At 73.8% G+C, this 591-nt stretch carries 1 protein-coding gene; it reads left to right on the forward strand.

Going from position 1 to position 591, the window contains the following annotated elements; genetic code table 11:
* A partial coding sequence (locus G3I71_RS45790; protein ID WP_164324866.1) for an ABC transporter permease occupies nucleotides 1–528 on the forward strand: 528 nt, incomplete at its 5' end.
* Between the last annotated feature and the right edge of the window lie 63 nt (nucleotides 529–591).

Consider the following 591-nt stretch of genomic DNA (forward strand, 5'->3'; position numbering starts at 1 on the left):
CTGCGGCTGACCACCACGGGCGTCCACATCTACGCCGTCGGCGGCAACCGCGAGACCTCGCGCCTGTCCGGCATCCCGATCGGCCGCGTCACCATGCTCGTCTACGCGCTGTCCGGCCTGTGCGCCGGCATGGGCGGCCTCATCGTGACCTCGCGCCTCATGGTCGGCTACCCGTCGGCCGGCTCCGGCAACGAGCTCTTCTACTCGATCGCCGCGGCCGTCGTCGGCGGCGTCAGCCTCTTCGGCGGCATCGGCTCGCTGCCGGGCGCGCTGCTCGGCGCCGTGCTCATCGGCACGGTCTCCAACGGCATGAACGTCGTCGGCGTGCAGAGCTACTGGCAGCCCCTGGTCATCGGCCTCATCATCCTCGGCGGCGTCATCATCGACACCTACCGCCGGCAGTCGTCCCTGAGCGACCTGCTCGGACGCGTCCTGCACCGCGGCGGACCCACCCCGCCCGCGGACCCCGTCGCCACGAGCGACGCACCGCAGCCCGCGCGCGCCGCCGACGGCGCACGCACCGGCTGAGCCGCCCCACCACCCGCACCCACGGCCCACCCCCAGGTACCCACGTCCCGTGCGACGCGGCGT

It is taken from the genome of Streptomyces sp. SID12501 (assembly GCF_010550245.1).
Lineage (GTDB): Bacteria > Actinomycetota > Actinomycetes > Streptomycetales > Streptomycetaceae > Streptomyces.